Annotated in this window: 21 protein-coding genes; 3 read left to right on the forward strand and 18 right to left on the reverse strand. The window is 42.0% G+C overall.

Annotation, left to right across the window (positions count from 1 at the left end; genetic code table 11):
* Positions 1-185: 185 nt before the first annotated feature.
* The 5 genes from CCK98_RS28745 to CCK98_RS28765 all read right to left on the reverse strand — a co-directional run bounded on the left by CCK98_RS28745 (position 186) and on the right by CCK98_RS28765 (position 5,261).
* Positions 186-1,331 carry an ABC transporter permease gene (locus CCK98_RS28745; protein WP_088089724.1) on the reverse strand — a complete coding sequence of 382 codons (1,146 nt, stop codon included), beginning with the start codon at positions 1,329-1,331 and terminating at the stop codon, positions 186-188.
* The gene (locus CCK98_RS28750; protein WP_088089725.1) at positions 1,331-2,443 is read right to left on the reverse strand and encodes an ABC transporter permease; all 1,113 of its coding nucleotides are present in this window, start codon (positions 2,441-2,443) and stop codon (positions 1,331-1,333) included. The genes CCK98_RS28745 and CCK98_RS28750 overlap by 1 nt, the downstream gene beginning before the upstream one ends.
* A gap of 13 nt (positions 2,444-2,456) precedes the next feature.
* Positions 2,457-3,395 (reverse strand): ABC transporter ATP-binding protein, encoded by a 939-nt coding sequence (locus tag CCK98_RS28755; protein WP_088089726.1) that lies wholly within the window; start codon positions 3,393-3,395, stop codon positions 2,457-2,459.
* A 119-nt stretch (positions 3,396-3,514) separates the two neighbouring features.
* A complete protein-coding gene (locus CCK98_RS28760) occupies positions 3,515-4,618 on the reverse strand; it encodes a sensor histidine kinase (protein WP_088089727.1) in 1,104 nt (367 codons plus the stop codon).
* A gap of 1 nt (position 4,619) precedes the next feature.
* Positions 4,620-5,261, reverse strand: coding sequence for a response regulator transcription factor (locus CCK98_RS28765; protein ID WP_088090575.1), 642 nt, complete (start codon positions 5,259-5,261; stop codon positions 4,620-4,622).
* A gap of 215 nt (positions 5,262-5,476) precedes the next feature.
* On the opposite strand from CCK98_RS28765, the gene CCK98_RS28770 reads away from it, so the two are divergent.
* On the forward strand, positions 5,477-5,836 hold the full coding sequence (locus CCK98_RS28770) for a hypothetical protein (protein WP_256942478.1): 360 nt from the start codon (positions 5,477-5,479) through the stop codon (positions 5,834-5,836).
* Between the two features lie 206 nt (positions 5,837-6,042).
* Here CCK98_RS28770 and CCK98_RS28775 read toward each other — a convergent pair whose 3' ends face one another.
* Positions 6,043-6,210: an aspartyl-phosphate phosphatase Spo0E family protein gene (locus tag CCK98_RS28775; RefSeq protein ID WP_088089728.1), complete on the reverse strand. Its 168-nt coding sequence runs from the start codon at positions 6,208-6,210 to the stop codon at positions 6,043-6,045.
* 347 nt (positions 6,211-6,557) lie between these two features.
* On the opposite strand from CCK98_RS28775, the gene CCK98_RS28780 reads away from it, so the two are divergent.
* On the forward strand, positions 6,558-7,028 hold the full coding sequence (locus CCK98_RS28780; RefSeq protein ID WP_088089729.1) for a DUF6376 family protein: 471 nt from the start codon (positions 6,558-6,560) through the stop codon (positions 7,026-7,028).
* Between the two features lie 90 nt (positions 7,029-7,118).
* Here CCK98_RS28780 and CCK98_RS28785 read toward each other — a convergent pair whose 3' ends face one another.
* Positions 7,119-7,574: a hypothetical protein gene (locus CCK98_RS28785; protein ID WP_088089730.1), complete on the reverse strand. Its 456-nt coding sequence runs from the start codon at positions 7,572-7,574 to the stop codon at positions 7,119-7,121.
* Positions 7,575-7,592: 18 nt separating this feature from the next.
* Positions 7,593-8,357 (reverse strand): hypothetical protein, encoded by a 765-nt coding sequence (locus tag CCK98_RS28790; RefSeq protein ID WP_088089731.1) that lies wholly within the window; start codon positions 8,355-8,357, stop codon positions 7,593-7,595.
* 146 nt (positions 8,358-8,503) lie between these two features.
* Between CCK98_RS28790 and CCK98_RS28795 the strand changes: the two genes are divergently transcribed.
* Positions 8,504-9,037: an NUDIX hydrolase gene (locus tag CCK98_RS28795; protein WP_088089732.1), complete on the forward strand. Its 534-nt coding sequence runs from the start codon at positions 8,504-8,506 to the stop codon at positions 9,035-9,037.
* A 763-nt stretch (positions 9,038-9,800) separates the two neighbouring features.
* Here the strand turns inward: CCK98_RS28795 and CCK98_RS28800 are convergent.
* From CCK98_RS28800 to CCK98_RS28840, 10 genes are all read right to left on the reverse strand, one after another.
* Positions 9,801-10,226 (reverse strand): OsmC family protein, encoded by a 426-nt coding sequence (locus tag CCK98_RS28800; RefSeq protein ID WP_088089733.1) that lies wholly within the window; start codon positions 10,224-10,226, stop codon positions 9,801-9,803.
* A gap of 71 nt (positions 10,227-10,297) precedes the next feature.
* A complete protein-coding gene (locus CCK98_RS28805) occupies positions 10,298-10,972 on the reverse strand; it encodes a hypothetical protein (RefSeq protein ID WP_088089734.1) in 675 nt (224 codons plus the stop codon).
* A gap of 135 nt (positions 10,973-11,107) precedes the next feature.
* A complete protein-coding gene (locus CCK98_RS28810; protein WP_088089735.1) occupies positions 11,108-12,070 on the reverse strand; it encodes a VOC family protein in 963 nt (320 codons plus the stop codon).
* Between the two features lie 34 nt (positions 12,071-12,104).
* Positions 12,105-12,890 carry an SDR family NAD(P)-dependent oxidoreductase gene (locus CCK98_RS28815; RefSeq protein WP_088089736.1) on the reverse strand — a complete coding sequence of 262 codons (786 nt, stop codon included), beginning with the start codon at positions 12,888-12,890 and terminating at the stop codon, positions 12,105-12,107.
* 26 nt (positions 12,891-12,916) lie between these two features.
* Positions 12,917-13,429 (reverse strand): aromatic-ring-hydroxylating dioxygenase subunit beta, encoded by a 513-nt coding sequence (locus CCK98_RS28820; protein ID WP_256942479.1) that lies wholly within the window; start codon positions 13,427-13,429, stop codon positions 12,917-12,919.
* Positions 13,430-13,481: 52 nt separating this feature from the next.
* On the reverse strand, positions 13,482-14,504 hold the full coding sequence (locus CCK98_RS28825) for an aromatic ring-hydroxylating dioxygenase subunit alpha (protein ID WP_256942480.1): 1,023 nt from the start codon (positions 14,502-14,504) through the stop codon (positions 13,482-13,484).
* A complete protein-coding gene (locus CCK98_RS36585) occupies positions 14,483-14,770 on the reverse strand; it encodes a hypothetical protein (RefSeq protein ID WP_256942481.1) in 288 nt (95 codons plus the stop codon). The genes CCK98_RS28825 and CCK98_RS36585 overlap by 22 nt, the downstream gene beginning before the upstream one ends.
* 101 nt (positions 14,771-14,871) lie before the next feature.
* Positions 14,872-15,654, reverse strand: a complete 783-nt coding sequence (gene nadX, locus CCK98_RS28830) for an aspartate dehydrogenase (protein ID WP_088089738.1) — start codon at positions 15,652-15,654, stop codon at positions 14,872-14,874.
* Positions 15,655-15,669: 15 nt separating this feature from the next.
* Positions 15,670-17,115 carry an aldehyde dehydrogenase gene (locus tag CCK98_RS28835; protein WP_088089739.1) on the reverse strand — a complete coding sequence of 482 codons (1,446 nt, stop codon included), beginning with the start codon at positions 17,113-17,115 and terminating at the stop codon, positions 15,670-15,672.
* A 12-nt stretch (positions 17,116-17,127) separates the two neighbouring features.
* Positions 17,128-18,816, reverse strand: coding sequence for a thiamine pyrophosphate-binding protein (locus CCK98_RS28840; RefSeq protein ID WP_088089740.1), 1,689 nt, complete (start codon positions 18,814-18,816; stop codon positions 17,128-17,130).
* Between the last annotated feature and the right edge of the window lie 17 nt (positions 18,817-18,833).

An 18,833-nucleotide genomic window follows, 5' to 3' on the forward strand; every position in this document is an offset into this window, starting at 1 on the left:
AAAATCAATCTAAATAGTTGGATTAACTATACTATACTCAACTATACTAGTCTATTCTATTTTTATTTTACCTGCATCTCATTCCGACAACCCCAAAAAAAGACAAGAGCAGCTTTGCCCTCGTCCGACGTTTACACTTTTCCGCTTTATACATTAGCTGTGCGGAGGTCTGAACCACATATCTACTACACAAAAGTCTGTGTAGAATTATTTCTACTAAATCGATACACCGCAATCAAGAAAAACGCAGCGGCAAAGGCGAATAGAATCATGAAATTTAAATACAACCCGCTAAATTCATTTCCTTCCTGAAGCTTCGTTAACGTATCCAATGTCCAGCGCTGCGGCAGGAAATTAGCAATTTTCTGTAACGATTTCGGCATCACTTCCACCGGCCAGAAGCAGCCGGAAAGCATGACGGTCGGAGTGATAATTAAATTTTGCAAGGCGCCCGCGGCACTGCGGCTGTTTGAAAAAGAAACAATCATTAATGAGATCCCTACGGAAATCAATGAAAATAGCATCATGACGAACGCCGCTGACCAAAAGGACATATTGATGCCAATATCAAAGATACTTTTCATAATCGTTAACGTGATAAGCACCTGTATCGTCATTACAATCATGTTGACCATGACATTGGAGAAGATATACTTCCTGGCATTAATCGGTGTTGATAATAACCGAAAATAGGTGCGGTTTTCTTTTTCCAAAAGGATGATCTCGGACATATTGCAGGCCGACATCAGCATGATCATAATCAGGAAGCCAATCGTTTGGTTGGTCATAAACTTGTTTTTTGAAGAATCTTCTAAAGCATTTGTGGTCAGCTTATAATCTGTTTGCTGGTAATCCTGATACATCTGCTCAAAAGTCTGTTGATTACCGCCCGCAACATAACTGATCGTCGCAATATTATCGATATACTGATGTAAATAAGATTTCACGTATGCGGTAATTGCTGCACCCTTGATCGAGGTCAGTTGGATATGGTCAGGCTCCCCAGCCAAGACACTGTCAGAATATCCTTTTTCAAAGGTAATTACACTATCTAGATCGCCAGACGAGATTTGATCTTGAACATCGGCCGTGGTAATCTTGGAAATTTCCACATTCTCTAATCTTTTTAAAAATTGGATTGTATCCGTAGTAATCTCGCTAGGGTCCTGATTAACAATTCCAACATGAAGGATTGTTTTTTGATCGCCGCCATAGACGAGCAGGGAGATAAAAATCCCGATTAACGGCATACATAGATACATAATAATGTTTTTCTTTTTTCGAAACGTCACACGTAACGTGTTCTGAATTAACCAGAGGATATCCTTCATTATAGCCCCTCCCGTCTTTGCAAAGATATGATCGCCACGAGTAAAAATAAGAGCGCCCCGCCAAGATTGATCGTTAGCGCTGGAATAGCTGCCGCAAAGTCATTCGCATAAATAATCTTTGTCAGCGCTGTATTCATCCAGGTTAGCGGCGAAAGCTCAGTAATCAGCTTGAAAATGCCTTCTGGGTTGTCAATTTTAAAATAAGCTCCGCCAAAAAAGGACGATAACTGCACAAACAGCATGATGATCACTCTCGGACCTGCACTTGTTTTTGACAGGAAGCTGACGCCAATCCCCATGCTGACCGCAAACACGACTTCTGTTAGCAGAACAAGGAATACCAATCCAAGATGTTCGCCCCAGTTGGCTTTGAAAATAAGCTTGCTAAACAGGATGACGAGCAGGATACAGATGCTATTACTAACGAGACTCCCGAGTACTTTCCCGATGAAAATTTCACTTTTTCGTACTGGAGAAGCAATCAGGCGGTCCGCTGTCTTGCGAACTCTTTCGCTTACGATTAACGAGCTTGACGACATCGCACCGTAAAGAACAATCATCGTTGTGATGACAATTGCATAGTAATCCATCGATCCCGGCTGTTTATCGGGAAGCAGCGAAGTTTCCTTAATGAAATCCGCCGGCTTTTCACGCGTGAAGGCACTTTCCAGCTTTTCCGGAGCCACCTTCATGACTTCAGAAGTAATATTGTATTGATCGACAAAGGAGGCGAGCATCCCTTGCAGAATATTTCCTTCAATACTGGTCCCATTATTGACATAGAGCTGAATCCCTTTATCGGTTACTTCTATATAACCATCATAGTTACCTTGCTTCACTTCTTTTTCGCCATCGCTATGTTCAGTTGCTTTTTTAAAATGAAGCCCTGATTTTTCGGCCTCAGTGATAAAGTGAGGAAAGTACTCACCCTTCGTTGTATCTTTATATAAGACATCGATATCATCGACGCGCAGACTGGTCGTAAACGTGTTCGTTAGTGCTGTTCCAAGGACGAGCATTAACACAATTGGGAAAGCTAACATAAAAAACAAGGTTCGGATGTCCCGGAAGTCTGTTTTAATACCCTTCCACGCGATATTGAGTATGTTCAAAGTGAGTCCCCCCTTATTGGTCACGTAGATTTCTACCCGTTAATGTTAAAAATACTGTTTCCAGGTTCGGTGCTTTTTCTTGTAAGGAGCGGATTTCGATCTGGCTGTTCATAAAATGCTCGATGATTTTGTTTAAGTTATTGACGCCCGTATCTGAGTTGATTTTAATCAAGTTTTCATCGACTGAAACAGCTTCGACCCCGTTTATTTCTTTAATCGATTCCAGGTTCACCTTTTCCGTTGATTTAACCTCAACCCAGACATCCTTTGTATTGGTAATGATCGACTTCAGCTGCTCCTGCGTTCCTTCAGCAATGATTTTTCCATGATCAATGATTGCAATCCGGGAACAGATCTCTTCGACTTCCTCCATATAGTGGCTCGTGTAAATAATCGTGCAGCCCATTTCATTCAGCCGTTTTACTGATGTAAGGATATAGTTCCGGGACTGTGGGTCAATCCCGACCGTTGGTTCATCCATAATGATGAGCTTTGGCCGGTGGGCTATTGCACAAGCAATATTTAGGCGGCGCTTCATCCCACCTGAAAAACTTTTTGGATAGCTTTTATGTTTATCCTGTAGGCCGACGAAATCAAGGGCCTCCTCGACTCGTTCATTTAATTCGGCACCACGCAGACCGTAAAGTCCAGCAAAGAATTTTACATTTTCATAGGCCGTCATATCCTCATAGATAGCCAAATCCTGCGGCACCATGCCAATATTCATTTTCGCAAATCGGCTGTATTTAGCACTATTTTTTCCGAGTATGCTAATCGTTCCATCATTGCTGCGCAGCAGGCCGGCAATCATGTTGATCGTCGTACTTTTTCCAGCTCCATTGGCGCCCAGAAAACCAAATATTTCTCCCTCCGCAACAGATAAACTCATATTATCAACTGCGATAAAGTCAGCGAATTTTTTCGTTAAGTTGTTAATCTCTAAAACGTTCATCCTCTCACCCCTAAATCGTTTGTCTGTTTCCAGTATATAGAAAAAGAATGAACGCGCATAAGTGCAATCGTTCATTCTTTTCACATGAGATTATTCATATTGTGAGCGTGAGATTCTCATCACCCCAGCGGCAGGAGCGTAGTGACGGAAAAACCATCGCTGCTGTCGACAATCATTTTTCCATGGACAGATGCCGTCCGCTCCTCCATTCCGATGATACCTAGGCCTTTTTTAATCATAGCTGTTCCCGCACCATTATCCTTCACTTCAACTCTGACTAATTTGTTTAAAACCTTTAGATCGACGGAAACATGTGTTGCATGTGAATATTTCATCGCGTTCGTCAGCGCTTCTGTGACATTTTCATGGATGATTTTCCATTGAATCGGCGCGATAATATCTAAATTGCCTTCATGGGTGAGGACGGTTTTTATCTGTTGTTTGGCGTTAAAATCATCGATTAGTAGCTTCAAGCGGTGAATCCCCACTTGCTCGGTGGGAGGCTTCATATTTTTTAGGGTCAGGCGGATGTTTTCGATCCCCTCTTTCGAAATGTTGATCGCATTTTGGAGGAGCTCGGTTGCTTTTTGAGGATCGGTCTCCATTAATCGTTTGGACGCTTCCATCTGAAAAAGCGCACCGGTCATCGAGTGGCCAATTTTATCATGAATCTCCTGTGAAATTCGGTTGCGTTCCTCTAATTTAAAGGTGTATTCGGACTGCCGTATGTATTCGGTATTTTCATTGATATTTTTCGTTAACTTCTGGAGTTTTTTTCGCATCGTATCGATTTGCGCTTCATTTTTTACCAGTCTATCGCTATAGATAGTCGTGAGCGAAAATATCATAAAAGAAAGACACGCCACTAAACCGTATAGGGGCTTCAACGATTCATTCATATACAAGATAGGAAGCAAGGAAAGAATCAGTAGCGTTATTTTTTTATCAAAAAAAACACCGGCCAATTCCACAATCGATAAAGGCAGGAGCAAACTAAACAAGGGATCCACGAAGAGATAGGCTCCTGTTGTAATAGCGATGGACACCATATGCAGTATCCTTTTGATGGTGTTATTTTTTATTATATAAAGCGTAATATTTGCACAAAAATACACGAGAAAGGCGAGGACAATCCAGGAGATATGGCTGATATTGGTTTGTACTGCAAGGTAAGCAATATACACTAACAAAAGCAGCTTCGTAAAAATGATCCAAAACTCCATTTTAGTCTACTTTCCCCGTCAGAAAGTAAATCGCGATTTGTGTGCGGTGCTCAAGTTCGGTCTTGCCTAAAATAGACGTGATGTAATTGGCTACTGTCCCCTCAGAGATAAATAATTCCTTGGAGATCGCTTTATTGGAATACCCCTTCGCAATCAAGGACATGATTTCACGTTCCCGCTCGGTAAATCCTGTGAGATCGATTTTTGTTTCTGTTTCTTTGTTTACCGCTTTTAGATTCGACTTTATTTTTTCTAAAATAACATCCTGAATGATGCTGTTTCCGTGGAACACACTCTTCAACGCATCACGGATTTGTTCGGGGTCATTGTTTTTTAATAGATAGCCCTTGGCCCCATTTTTAATGGCATCGAGGATGTATTCATCATCATCAAATGTCGTTAATATGATTGGCTTGGTGTTCGTTGTTTCGGTAATCACCTTCGTGGCTTCCACCCCGTTCATATTAGGCATGCGAACATCGAGCAGGGCAATGTCGACTTCATGCTTTTGACAGTAATCGACTGCCTCTTTTCCATCACTGACGGTGTCCAGCACTTCAAATTCCCCGTAGGTAGATAGAATGATTTTCAGACCTTCTCGAATAAATGAGTTATCATCCGCAATTATGACTTTAATTTTCATAAGTTTAGGAGCCACTTCCTTATTTTTACTCTCTATACCTGCCATTATAGCAAGAAACCTGGAGGAAGATGCATGTCAAATCAAGTGGCGGATTTCATAAATGTGTTCATCCGCCCATTCATTGGACGTTATCATGCATACAGTACAAAAGGTAACCATTTTCAAGGGTAACCAAAAGGACGATTTGTTATCGACAAAAAAGGAGATGTATTTGTATGATGGGAGGACATTTCGGTGGTCACCATGGAGGGTACGACGGCGGGCATCACGATGGACACCATGGGGGCTATCACGACTTTGGGCATCATGATGGACATCATGGAGGCTATCACGACTTTGGGCATCATGATGGACACCATGGGGGCTATCACGGAGGCTACCATGGAGGGTATCACGGAGGCTACCATGGTTATGGTGGCTATGGCGCTCCATTTGTCGGAGGATTGTTAGGCGGCCTAACGGTCGGTGCATCGTCCTCTGGCGGAGGTTATCCATACCCAGTCCCTTATCCTGCCCCATACCCGGCACCTGTACCATATCCAACCAGATATCCATATGGAGGGTATCCCTATTAGTAGTTGAGTAAGAAACTGATTTAATGAGGTGGAACTGACACTAGGTCAGTTCCTTTTGAGCCTAAAAATAAAGCGTAGAAGGCCTCCTCAAAGGACTTTTACGCTTTTTCTCTATGAGAGAGTTATCATGATATACTGCATGGTATCTAGTGCCTTTTCTTTCAAACTTAATTATTATGAATATATTGGATAAATATAATAAGTAATTAAGCAGATATTTTCTCTAGTAAACCCATTTGTAAGTTGATTAATTTATCAAGCCTTTCACTTAGTCTTACCGTTTCACTTGAGGTAAAACCTTTGGATAGCCCCACTGAAATCATTGTTTTTCTTAGATGTTCGATTTTGGTAAATAGATCGTCGTTAGTCATCATCAGAAACTCCTTATTTTGAACTTGTACTAAGTGTACCAATTGTAAGCGAATACAATAAAATAGTTTTCATCATCAAATATCGACACTTTTTACTATCTTCATAATGTTTATGACATTTAATTTTATAGTGACACTCGGAATATGCCGAATACTGCATTCTGCCATGGAAAAAAGTTCATTTTTTGGACACAAAGATACATAAAGTCAATGGATGATGAATTTCAGAAATAGCATCCTGTTCTACAAGCACTAGAATGAATATTATTTTTGTATCTGAATACATAAATAAGAAGAGCGTAAAAAAACTGTTTCTTCAATAATACTTATGGTGAAACGGAGGTTTTTAGATGAAAAGGTGGTTGACTGTTTTTTCTGCCAGTCTATTGCTGCTCCTGAGTGGGTGTTCTTATTTAAACACGGCATCTGACACGCTTGATTATGTAAAGGAAGCCACAAGCTACGCAGCAACCCTAGACAATTTTGCCGCTGAAACTCCTCCACTTATCAAACAGGTTGTAGATAACCAAGCACAAGCAGATGAACTCACGGCACAACTCCAACAGATGAAAAATGAGATACAATCCTTTAATACTCTTGATGTCCCGGAAACGGTAAAGGGATTCCATCAGGAAATTATTGAACAAAATAACCTCTTAACTCAACAAATTGACCTCTACTTAAAGGATCTCAACGATGGCAAACTTAACCCATCAACCCTCGATAACAGCAAACTACTTCAACCCGTACAAGAAATCACAACCATTATCGTGCAAATCCAAAAGCTCGGGGCGCAAGTGAACGAAACACTTGGTGCCTGACACCAACAAAAGGCGAGATTTTTCATCTCGTCTTCTTTACTCACTTTAACGCTTTAAACTTATAACAGAGCGGGGGTCAGGCACCCGGTATTATGCCCCCTTTATCCTTGTCATCCCGAGTGCGTTATTTTCCCAGATGATCTTTTCTATGGTTTCCCACTGCTGTTCTTCACAACGAATCATGAGGACTATTTCTGATCTAATGTTTTTTGCTCCGCCTTTACTTTTTTTCACAAGTAACAATTTAATCAAAAATCCTAGTAGTAAACCGCTCACTGCTCCAATAATTCCCCATATAATCGGACCCCATTTTAATACATAGCCGTAAATGGCCCCAAGTAGCATGAAACAGGTTCCTAACATGGCGGCAGCATCAAAAAGACTCATACCGTCAGCCCGATGAATCGTATCAAATAATTTTCGCGGTTCAGACCTTTTATCGAGCGGGGCCGCTAATATCTTATCATTTGAAATTCCGTTTTGTTCCAAGGCTGTGATAGCTAACTCAATAAAAATGCTATTCTCGAAAGTGACAATGACAAACAATGGACAAACACTCACTTTCTACAAAGGGTAAAGGAAATCTTTACTTTGATATTTTTTTCGCAAATATTTGGACATTTCTTTTTCAAACAGTTTGTTGTGTTCAATCGTTAAAACATAAGAATCGTAAATGATGAAAAAATAAATAGAGGGGAAATAAAGGGTCCATTGCATATTTAGTTCATTTATAGCCTTTGTAAACTCTCCCACCATTGAGTAGTTAATCGCTTTAGGTATATGTCCCAAATAACATATGGCTACCGCATAAACAAATATAAAGAATCCTGTAATCACATGGTGGAGATACAGATGACCTAAACCAGGAAATAAGGCTGACCAGATGAGAGCTATTGACGGTTTTCGTTTATCCAAGTAATTGACATCAAATGTTCCCATTTGCATGATCAAGACCTGAGCGTCCTCTCGGTCAGCTAATATATACTGCTTGTTTAAATCAACGGTTGTCCGATAACTATCCCAAATTCCAAACATATAAATAGCCAGATAGAGAATCAGCCACCGATTATCCAATACGTCTTTTGCTTTTTCAAATTCACCCAATAAGGTATATAAAATTCCGAGGTTTACTTTTGCCCGATCATTAATAAATGTCTCCCAGAGAATGAGAATATACCCAGCCGCGTAACGATGCTGCATGATATGCCCAAACCCTGGATAGGAAAAGGAACAAAAGGCTGAAATCCATGGGTTTTTTAAATGCAGCTGTCCTGTTGAAAATTGGGATAAATACGACCTTTGTCTTCGAAACGGAGGTATTTGATTCAATAGTATGTTCTTCTCCTTTAAAGATGTATGTCTTCGTTTATCGTTTGCAAATTATGGGATAAATATCCCCGTCAGGTATAATTAGTCAATCAGCCACAATCCATGTAAAATAGTTTAAAGATAATGAAATGTAGAGGTGAATGCGGATGGTTTGGAAGATAAGTAGTTCCATTAAAGAACAGGTAGATCGCTTTGGGGTGATCATAGAAAAGGTCATTGTCCCAAATGGAGAGGAAAAGAACTTCTCCTATTTAGATTTTGCAAAGGGCGTATGTATCCTGCCAATCACGGCGGATAAAGAGATTATCTGTATAAAACAATATCGACATGCGATAAAGAGTTGGCAATGGGAACTGCCTGCCGGGATGATTGATAAAGAAAGTGATGCTCCACTAGAAACCGCGAAAAGAGAACTTGAGGAGGAAACAGGAAATAAAGCGGAATATTGGCTGGATTTAGGAAGCTTTTATCCTTCTCCTGGTTCAACAAGCGAGGAAATCTATTTATTTGCAGCAACAGGCCTCATCGCTACAGAGCAACGATTGGAAAACAGTGAACAAATTGAGTTACATAAGCTAACCATGGAAGAAGTAATGACCTTAATTATTAACGGCGAATTCAAGCATGGTGCGGGGCTCGCCGCGATATTACGATATATGTTAATGACAGAGAATAATTGATGTAGGTTATGGATGGTAATAAGAGGACGATTTAGTCGGCGAAAGGCCATTTGTGTTACGTGACTGTAATCTCTGATATTCCTTGGTTTCGGGCACGTAGAATCTCCCTACGTTACTGTACTCTTTGATTTTCCTTGGCTTCGGGCACGTAGGACCTCTCTACGTTACTGTACTCTTTGATTTTCCTTGGCTTCGGGCACGTAGAACCTCTCTACGTTACTGTACTCTTTGATTTTCCTTGGCTTCGGGCACGTAGGACCTTTCTACGTGACTGTACTCTTTGATTTTCCTTGGTTTCGGGCACGTAGGACCTTTCTACGTGACTGTACTCTTTGATTTTCCTTGGCTTCGGTCACGTAGGACCTCTCTACGTTACTGTACTCTTTGATTTTCCTTGGTTTCGGGCACGTAGAACCTCTCTACGTTACTGTACTCTTTGATATTCCTTGGCTTCGGGCACGTAGAACCTCTCTACGTTACCCCACTCTCTGTTATTCCTTGGTTTGGGTCACGTAGAACCTCCCTACGTTACCCCACTCTCTGTTATTCCTTGGCTTCGGTCACGTAGAACCTTTCTACGTGACCCCACTCTCTGTTATTCCTTGGCTTCGGGCACGTAGAACCTCTCTACGTTACCCCACTCTCTGTTATTCCTTGGCTTCGGGCACGTAGAATCTCCCTACATTTCCCCAAAACTCAATAGATTTTTCTACAAAGCATATAAATAAGAAGTAACACCAGTTGGTTGTTACTTCTTTCAATGTTATATTGTTTTTTCACCCTTTACCCCATTAATAGAGTAGCTGACTGTTATTTCTGAGTTCAAGGAATGGGAAACGGAACAGTATTTGTCCTTCGACAATTGAATCGCCCGAATCACCTTATCTTCAGGCAATTCTCCTTCTAATGCATAATGAATGTTAATCGTTGTAAAGCGCTTAGGATGATCTTCGGCACGTTCGCCTTTAACATCCATATGAAAAGCGGATAGCTCTAAGCGCATTTTATTCAGGATCGAAATAATATCGATCCCTGTACAACCTGCCACCGCCTGTAGCAGCAGTTCCGTCGGTCTTGGGCCCGAATTCTCTCCTCCGACTTCTGGAGCGGCATCCATCGTAAATTCATGTCCAGAAGGAGTAACCCCCTCAAACGCCATTTTTTCTTTCCAGTTAATTGTTAATTCCATACTCATTCCCCTTTCACTTTTATATTCTTACCCATTCATTACTTCCTTATTTTACATGATCATTTACCGTTTTAACCTTTAGTCGACTGGGGGGCAGACCCTATTGCCCCTACAAAGTTAATCTCTAACTTTCCGTCCTGATTGGTAATTTCAATGACTTTTTCCTCAAAAAAGTATGGGGCATCATATTTATCTTGTTTCTTGATCGTTGCATAATTGTTTTTCGCGGTGAGAACTGGGAAAACTACATTTGTTTTCTTACCTCCACCGTTCTGCACAATTTCCACTTCAGCCATTAACATGACCTGTTTACTAGCGATGGCAAAAAACAGCCTACCGATCTCTCTTCCGTTTTCAGTGATTTTCACATGCTGTAGTATCGAGATAACACACACAATAATATCGTTAACTTGTTCATTGGATAAGCCCTTTAATTGGCAATCAACCAGCACTTGATTGATGCCATTTTTTATTTCCTTGAATGAAAATACCTCTTCTATCTTAAGAGCCGTATTCATTTTTGCGAGATTAGCAAACTTATTTCTTGTCTCGCAAAGATACTCCGTGACAACCCCAGGCTTCGTAGCTCGGCTCACAACAAAGCCCGCCAGCTCCTGAAGACAGCTATTGCCATTGCTGTTATTGCTAATAAGGATTAAAAAGGCGTATACATCCTTCTCATCCAAGCGATTATCCAATAATTTTTCATAGTAATAATTAATTAATGTCCGTTCTTTTCTATCCATTTTATGACCCCTAAATTTAATGTTTTTCGAAACCCAAGTATTTTCCCAACTCCTATTGTACAATTTTTCACAATGAAATACAGGGCAAATAAATAAGACAAAACGGAGAGTCCAAGGGCTCACCATTTTGTCTTATCAAAATCTTTCAAGTAATTCGATGATTACTTTGTATGTAGATGAAGTATCCATGTAAGCGTATCGGCCTTTACCGTTCCAGAAATTACCTCTTTGGATGACGGGATAGCCCAGGTCCTCCAGCAATTTCACTTTTTCCTCGATATCATTAACCACAAAGGAAATATGATGAACACCTTCTCCTTGTGTTTCGAGGTGCTTTTTCCAAGTGCTTGGTGAATCACCCGGCTCAATTAATTCAAGTTGAAGTAAAGGGGTATTAATAAACATATATTTCGAGTCAGCTTCAGTTGGCTTTCCTTCAAAAATAACCTGAGTAAGTTCACTCGGACCTGATTGAATCACTGGAGGTTTTTCCACGCCCAGTAACTTGCAATACGCTTCGGCAGCGGCATCCAGATCATTTACGACAATTGCCAACTGCTCGACTTTATTGGTTCCTAATAAAGGGGTGAAGATATCTGTGGTAGGGGCCGTATCTCTCGGAACAGCACTTTCTAGGAGTTCCAATAGTGTCTTATGACTTTTTAACGTATCCACATAAACATATCTTCCATCACTAGACGTAAATTCCCCGCTCTGAAGCAATGGGTAACCGTTCTCCTCAAAAATAGGAAGTTTCTCTTGAATAGCATCGACATCAAAGGCGATATGATGAATTCCTTCCCCAACAGTATCCAAAAATTCACGCATCGTCCCAGGTTCTTGGTTGGGTTCAATCAATTCGATTTGCACAGTCGGCGTGTTCATAAATACTAGTTTACTCCGAGAAGCACTTGGCTGACCGCGAAAGACTACTTTAGAAACTTCACGTTCTCCTGTTAAGAACCAATTGGGTCTCGGGATGCCAAGAAGTTTCGAAAATGCTTCCGATGCCTGCTCAATATCACGAACAACAAATGCAATTTGATTAATGACGTTATTTCCAGCTAACGGCTTTTTTTCCGTCAATGATTCGATCAATTAAATTCACCTCAATTAGTAATTCGGATACAAATCAACCAAGCCCGCGAACAGCTAATCCTCCATCGCTTGAAATCACTTCACCCGTAATAGCACGTGCCTGTTCCGAAGCAAGAAGTAGATAGGCCCCCACATGATCTTCAGACTTCATCGCAATTTGTAACGGGTTCCGTTTTTTTATGCTTTTCTCTTTCGTCTCATTATCGACCATTTTTACAAAAGACTGCAGTGGTGGAATAACATGTAATGCTGTTAACGTTCCACCAGGCGCCACCGCGTTCACCCGGATTTCTGGTGCTAATTCAAACGCCAGTTGGCGCATTAGTCCAATTTGAGCATGCTTGCTTGCTGTATACCAAACCCCGCCGCCATCCGGATAGAACCCGGCACTTGAGACAGTGAAAATCATATTCCCTGCTGTTTTTTTAAGTTCCGCAGTGACCGCTTTTGCCCCATTAAAATATCCTTTTACATTAATATTGAACAGGAGGTCATAGGCATCAGACATGGCTTCCGGTGTGACGGTTTCAAATTTGGCAAATCCATCGAATACACCTGCATTGGCCACAAAGACATCTAACTTTCCAAATGTTTCCACAGCCCTTTGCACTGCTCGTACATGATCATCATAGATCGAAACGTCGCCTTCAATGCATTGAACCTGTTCACCATATTGCTGTTTGAGCTCATTTAATCCTGCTGCAGACCGATCAAGGATGGTCACAACGGCACCCTCTTTTACAAATGCCTCGGTGACAGCCCTTCCAATTCCGGAGGCACCTCCGGTCAAATAAATTGATTTCCCACTTAGCTGAGCCATCAAGGTGCTCCTTTCTACTTTGGCTTCTATACAAATATAGCCAGATTTCTAGTATTTAAAGTCGTTTGATCTACAATGAATACGCGCTTAGAAAGCTTCCATTCCCCGTCAACATACGTGAATTCATCCTGACGTTCACCTGAAATTAAATCGTGATGAATATCGGTACTTCGGCTGCGATAAATCGTCAAATAGCTGTTAACAACCGCTGTTTCATTGGGAACATACTTAAGAAGGCGAACATTATTGACTGACCTTCGTGTACGAGACGGCGGGATTTCCGCCCAGGCATAATCTGTTTTTAAACGGTCCACGCGAATTTTCAATAATTCAATGTCATCATCAAAAGCAAACATATCGAAGGAATAATCGGGACGTTCAATCCCTTCCTTATTAACCCTTACCGGCATTTGATAAGAAATGTCTGGGTGCAGCAAACTAAACCAGCCATCAAAATCAATATCATCGAGAAACTTCGCTTCCCTGTATAACCATTGCTCCATTTCAAAGGTTGCAAGCATCTTCTCTAAACTCATCATGACTCCTCCAATCTTTTTTTGTAGGCGCTTTCTCTCTTCAAAAAATAAAACCTTAAGAAGTCATGAGATCGAGCCAATAACGATAAAAGTTCCTTTGATTGGCCTCGGTGAATTTATCATCAAAAACGACACCCGGTCCAATAAAATCTTCCACAGGCTTTCGATGTAAGCCCATCGTATAATTAAAGGTCAGCTGCTTCACTAATGGCATCGTCCCGGAGGCTGCAGCAGTAATATCGGTAAATACCTCTGTGTCATCTTGTTCAAAGATTCCTGACGGGCTGAAGGTTAAAACAAACGACTCACGAGAACGTCTTTTCCAATCGGCTGAAGCATTTTTCTCCACTAAAAACCAAGTGATCACTTCCATTTTATCGACACCAACCGGCCGCCATAGACGAACCGAAGTATTCGAAATCAACTGGCCTTTTACCTTCGTATGAGAAATTAAGAAAGATAGATTGGGAAAAATATTGCCAATCATATTTTTTAGATTAGACAACACGTCATACTGCTCTGCTGTTAAATTAGACTTATATTCTTCTTTAAGTTCCTCTGGAAAGGCAAAATCAGGATTAGGCGTGCCTAGATTTAAGCCATGCCCCTTGTCAGTATGAATTTGATAACCCTTTTTGGAATAGGTAGCACTTGGGACCATTCCCAATTTGACAATCGAGCCATGCGTAACCATGGTATGATACGAATCACCCACAAAGTTATCCGCGCCAATTTTCCAGTTCGAATGAATAATAAATCGTTGCGGCGGCCCCAATACTTCCATTTCCGCCCGGCCTGCCAAAATATCGAGATACCATTTAAAATCGCCTAAGAAATCTTCTAATGGTTCAGCCTCGTCATTCCACGTCCCGAACATAAGACCCTTGTAGGTTTCGATTCTAACATGATGAAGCCCTAAACCAGATTTATCAAATTCCTCACCATAAATATCTTTTTGCAGAGGTACCCCAACACAATCCCCATTGTTTTTAAAATTAAACCCATGATACGGGCAAGTAAATAAAGATTTATTTCCTGCATCCGCTCGGCAAAGCTTCATGCCGCGGTGGGTACACATATTATAGAGACAGCGAATTTCACCATCAGCGCCTCGTGTAATAATGACGGAATAACCATGAAATCATTTTTATTGGGAATTTCTGATTCATGACCAACAAATATCCATGTCTTTAAAAACACCTTTTTATGTTCAAGATCATAGATTTTTGGATCTCCTAATAGAGAGGCAGGAATCGCGCCTATTTCTGGCTGAACGGATTCACTTAAGTATTCAACAACATCATTTTGCGACATGTCTTCTAGATTTATGTTTGTTTTAACCATCAACTATTCCCCCTAACACTATTTTTCTTATACTTTTTCCAGAGAATGAGATCAAAAATCTTCGGGTTTCCCCTGTTTTCTTCCATATATAATTTTAACACTTATCCCATTTTAATGACCGCATCTTTATTTTTCAATGCGGACAGCACACTTAATGCAGCCAAATAACTTGTTTTGGGATTATTAGGCATCGGATCATTTTCCACTTTTAGTAATAATGTTCCGAAAGACCCTGTTGCCTCAATCGAATGACTATTTTTCCTCACCGCTGGATCGGAAATAATTTTCACACCTGTTTGCTCTGGTCCGAGGCCCGCCAAAGACAAGATGATCGATACATTAATATTTTTCGGGAACAATTCAATCGCTTCAGCCGCAGAGCCCTCGAACATCACTTTTTCTTGATCGGCAGGAGCACCAGGCAATGCTTGTGGCGGTTTCCTAGTTGTAATCGAAACAGATTCTAGTTCGCCGATCGATTTCGCCGCTTTTAGAACATCTAATCCACCAATGGCACCTGATGGTAAATAAATTTTTGTACTGCTTTCTTGACATATTCTTTCTAGATTTTGAAAAAAATCCACATCGGCTAAGGCGCCAATACTGCTTAACACTAAATCTTTACCGCTTGCTAAGATCGCCGTCGCATAATCTTTCACTACTTGAATGGTCGCCGCTTCAACAACAAGGTCAATATTAGACTGGATAAGTGATTGAATATCCGAATAGTTCTCTACTGCAAACTCAGTAGCAAGCTCCCCGGCTGCTTGCTGATTCCGTGTATAAATACCTACAATTTTACCACCTGAAAGAAGACCCTCAATATTGATGCTTTGAAGGAGGAACTTTCCAATATTTCCTCCGCCAATTAATCCTATTCTCATCTGATGCCCTCCTTCTTAGTTGGCAAAACCGTATGAATCAGCAAAATATTCGAGTCCGCAATGTCTCGTTTCACGGGACAAGCCGCTTTCTTTTTGGCCAGGAAAATCAAGATGGAGATCCTGGAAAACCGTATGATTATTATAAAAGACGGCGCCTGCTTCTAATCGATCAGCTAATTTCACGGCGAGCAATTCATCCTCCGTCCAAACAGACGCTCTTAACCCGAATTCACTGTCATTAGCGAGCCGCACTACTTCATCTACATCTGAAAACGGTAAGATCGGAATAACCGGGCCAAATTGTTCGGCACGAACGATTTCACTCTGTTGGTCCACACCAGTAATGATCGTCGGCATAATAAAATAACCTTGTTCCCACGATTCCGGATCTAACTGAATTCCTCCAGTAATGACATTTGCTCCTGATTCACTTGCTCGATTGATCAGGCCATTTACATAGTCATATTGGGATTTGTTATTTAATGGACCCATTTCAGCATCCGGTTGAATCCCATTCCCAACCCGAATACGGCTAAATTCCTTCGTTAATTTTTCAATGACTTCCTCATATCTGGATTCGTGAACATAGATCCTTTTGATGGCGGAGCACACTTGCCCTGCCGCGCGAAGAACCCCGAAACGGAGACGTTTGATTGCTTCGTCATCCAACTTAGCATCAGCAAGAAGAATTGCTGCATCATTCCCGCCCAGCTCCATATACAGTTTCTTTACTGTCCCAGCAGCAGCACGCATAATTTCTTTGCCTGTTTCCGTACTGCCGACGAACGCAATCGTACGGACGCGCGGATCAGAACAAAGCGCATCACCAATCACACCGCCAGAACCGGTGACAACATTGATAACCCCATCTGGAAAATAGGAAGCTACCACTTTCAAGAACGTCATGATCGTTAATGGACAGCTGGTTGCTGGCTTAACGACCACCGTATTTCCTGTCAACACAGCGGGAATGACTCGTTTAAAGGTAAGAATCAGCGGTGAATTCCAGGGAGAGATGATAGCTGCAACCCCGCGCGGACGCTTGCGGATTTGCACCTTTTGACCTCCAGGCAAACTTTCAGGTTTCCACCATTCTAGCAATTCTTCTGCCCCTTGTTTCATAATATCGACTACTCGAAGCAAATCCTTTTTCGCTTCAACTAGGACCTTGCCATTCTCGCGAACTAACAAACTGACATTCTCTTCTACGATTGCTTTAATCTCATCAGCTGCGAGCCTCATCCGGTTTGCCCGATCCTTTATGTCACTTTGCGACCAGCTTTCATAGACTTTAGCAGCCGTTCCCACCGCTTGATCTACATCCGCTTTTGAACATAAGGCAACTTCACCGACCACTTCACTCGTATGTGCTGGATTGGTGACATTGGCTGTTCTTTCCGCTTGAAGCCACTGCCCGCCAATCAGGTATTTTCCTGAAACAAATGGATGTGTTGAAATCACACTAATTCCTCCCTATAACTTTTTCGGTTTGAAAGCATCTGCTGCACCTGGAGGACCTCCAAAGGGTTTCGCCATTGGTCCGACCGCTTCCATGTCAACCACAATCATCGTTGGCTTTTTACCAGCAACGGCCTTTTCCAGTTCAGTGACAAATTCTGTGGCTGAACCGATCCGTGAGGCATCAAATCCCATCGATTGCGCTAGTAGCACAAAGTCAGGGCTCATTAAATCAACGGCAACTTGACGACCATAGGCCGCACTTTGAATATTTCGAAGCACCCCGTAACCCGCATCATCAAACAGGACCACAATCAACGGTAGTTTTTCCTGGGCCGCAGTGGCCATTTCACCGACATTGACCATAAATCCGCCATCGCCTGCCATCAGCACAACCGGACGATCCTTAAAAGCCATTTGCGCACCAATCGCTGTTGGCAGCCCTTGGCCAATCCCGCCGCCGGACGCATGAATCGATGTCCTAGGTTGATAGATTTCAAATAAGCGGCTTCCCCACACATTCGCCTGAACGGTTACATCCCGGACTAAAATCGTGTTTTCTGGTAACACGTTTCGCATCCCATCGAGGATTTGCTCATAAGGACCCAGTGTTGCTCGTAACTGTGTCCGCAATTCTTCCCGAACGGACTGTACTTCATCTAGATAGGCAGGATCTGGAACGATTGATTTCTGTGATAATGCCTGATTTAATCCTTGTAAAATTTGTTTCGCATCGCCTACTAATCCATAGGTCGCTTCATAGTTACGATTAATCGCCTGCCAATCCGCGTCAATCGAGATATGTTCTTTTGGAACAGGGACTTTCCAATTGGCTGTTTCATTCCATCTAAAGCGAACCCCAATACTGATCAACAGGTCTGAATCTTTCAGTAGGTTTTTCGTTAATTCATTCGCAGCAAAGTGACCGATACATTGTGAATGATTTTCAGGAATGCTTCCTTTTCCAGATTGGCTGGTAATCACGGCCGCCCCAATCGTTTCTGCCAACGCGGTAACCTCATTTGAGGCGCCAGAGGTAATCACTCCTCCTCCTGCCCAAATGACCGGCCGGCGAGCATGACTAATTTTGGCTAATGCCTCTTCAGGAATGGATGGAATGGTTTGATTGGTTGGAGCTATTAAACTGATATCCTCAATCGGATGATTAGGGATAATGGCTGATTGAAAATCAATGGGGATTTCAAGTGTTACTGGTCCTGCCGGATAGGCAAACGCATCTTGTATGGCTTGCCGGACGACGGCAGCTGCCTGCTCTGGTCTTCTTAAGCGAACTGCTTTTTTACAAGACCCTCCCATCATCGACAACTGGTCTTTACATTCATGGATATATCCTCTGCCCGTTCCTAGGTAAGGGGAAGCCACCTCACCGGTAAGATGAAGAACTGGTACACCTGCAGCCCATGCTTCAATTAACGAACCTGCCGCATTTCCGGCACCTGTTCCCGTACTCGTAATCACGACTCCCAATTTACCCGTTGCTCTGGCATAACCATCTGCCATATTTGCCGCGCCGCTCTCACCGCGGGAACAGACTAAATGAATGCTTCCTTCCCGGAGAATCGCATCATAGATCGGCATATTGTGTATACTGACAATTCCAAACGCTGTTTCCACTCCAGCACGGACAAGTTCTTTTACAACTGCATCTGCTGTGGTATATTCCATCTGATTTTGTTCGCTCATCATTCATTCCTGCCTTT

The sequence above is a fragment of the Bacillus sp. OV166 genome (assembly GCF_900177675.1).
Lineage (GTDB): Bacteria > Bacillota > Bacilli > Bacillales > Cytobacillaceae > Neobacillus.